Below are 1,127 nucleotides of genomic sequence, written 5' to 3'. Positions count from 1 at the left end.
ACACCGGCGACGAAACCAGCAACTCCCGGCCCATCCCCACCCACTGCGCACCCTGACCCGGGAACACGAACACCACTGCGTCACCCGAGCCGGCCACACCCCGGGCCACACCCGGCCAAGGCCGCCCACCGGCCGCCGCACGCAAACCCGCCAACAGCTCCTCCCGGTCGGCACCCACCACCACCAACCGGTGGTCGAACNACTCCCGGCCCATCCCCACCCACTGCGCACCCTGCCCCGGGAACACGAACACCACACCACCACCCGAGCCGGCCACACCCCGGGCCACACCCGGCCAAGGCCGCCCACCGGCCGCCGCACGCAAACCCGCCAACAGCTCCTCCCGGTCGGCACCCACCACCACCAACCGGTGGTCGAACACCGCCCTCGAACCCACCAACGACCACCCCACGTCCACCGGACGCAGCGACGGGTGCCGCTCCCAGTGCTCCAGCAGCCGGGCCGCCTGAGCCCGCAGTGCGCCCTCCGTCTTGCCCGAGAGCACCAACGGCACGACAGCGTCCGCGGCGAAGTCGCCGACGCCGGACGGCTCCGCGGGCGGGGCGCCCTGTCCGGATCCGGCGCCGGCGGGCGCTTCGAGGATGAGGTGCGCGTTGGTGCCGCTGACGCCGAACGCGGACACCCCGGCACGTCGCGGGTGCCCGTTCTCCGGCCACGGGACGGACTCGGTCAGCAGCCGCACCTCGCCCTGGGTCCAGTCGACCTGGGTGGTCGGCTCGGCAACGTGCAGCGTCTTGGGCAGCACCCCGTGCTGCAAGGCCATCACCATCTTGATCACGCTCGCCACGCCGGCAGCGGCCTGGGCGTGCCCGATGTTCGACTTCAACGACCCCAGCCACAACGGCCGATCCNGGCCATCACCATCTTGATCACGCTCGCCACGCCGGCAGCGGCCTGGGCGTGCCCGATGTTCGACTTCAACGACCCCAGCCACAACGGCCGATCCGCGGGCCGGTCCTGACCGTACGTCGCCAGCACCGCCTGCGCCTCGATCGGATCGCCCAGCCGCGTACCCGTACCGTGCGCCTCGACCACATCGACGTCCGACGTGGACAGACCCGCCGCCGCCAGCGCCTGCCGGATCACCCGCTGCTGCGACGGACCAT

General features: G+C 72.4%; 1 pseudogene. It reads right to left on the bottom strand.

The annotated features are described in order from the left end of the window. Positions 1 to 1,127, bottom strand: a pseudogene (locus tag V7E46_RS33665) (CurL C-terminal domain-containing protein); the annotation flags it as partial.

The sequence above is a fragment of the Streptomyces sp. IBSBF 2435 genome (assembly GCF_036815005.1).
Lineage (GTDB): Bacteria > Actinomycetota > Actinomycetes > Streptomycetales > Streptomycetaceae > Actinacidiphila.
Note: the sequence above shows the minus strand (reverse complement) of the source record. Positions and strands in the feature narration are given on the sequence as shown.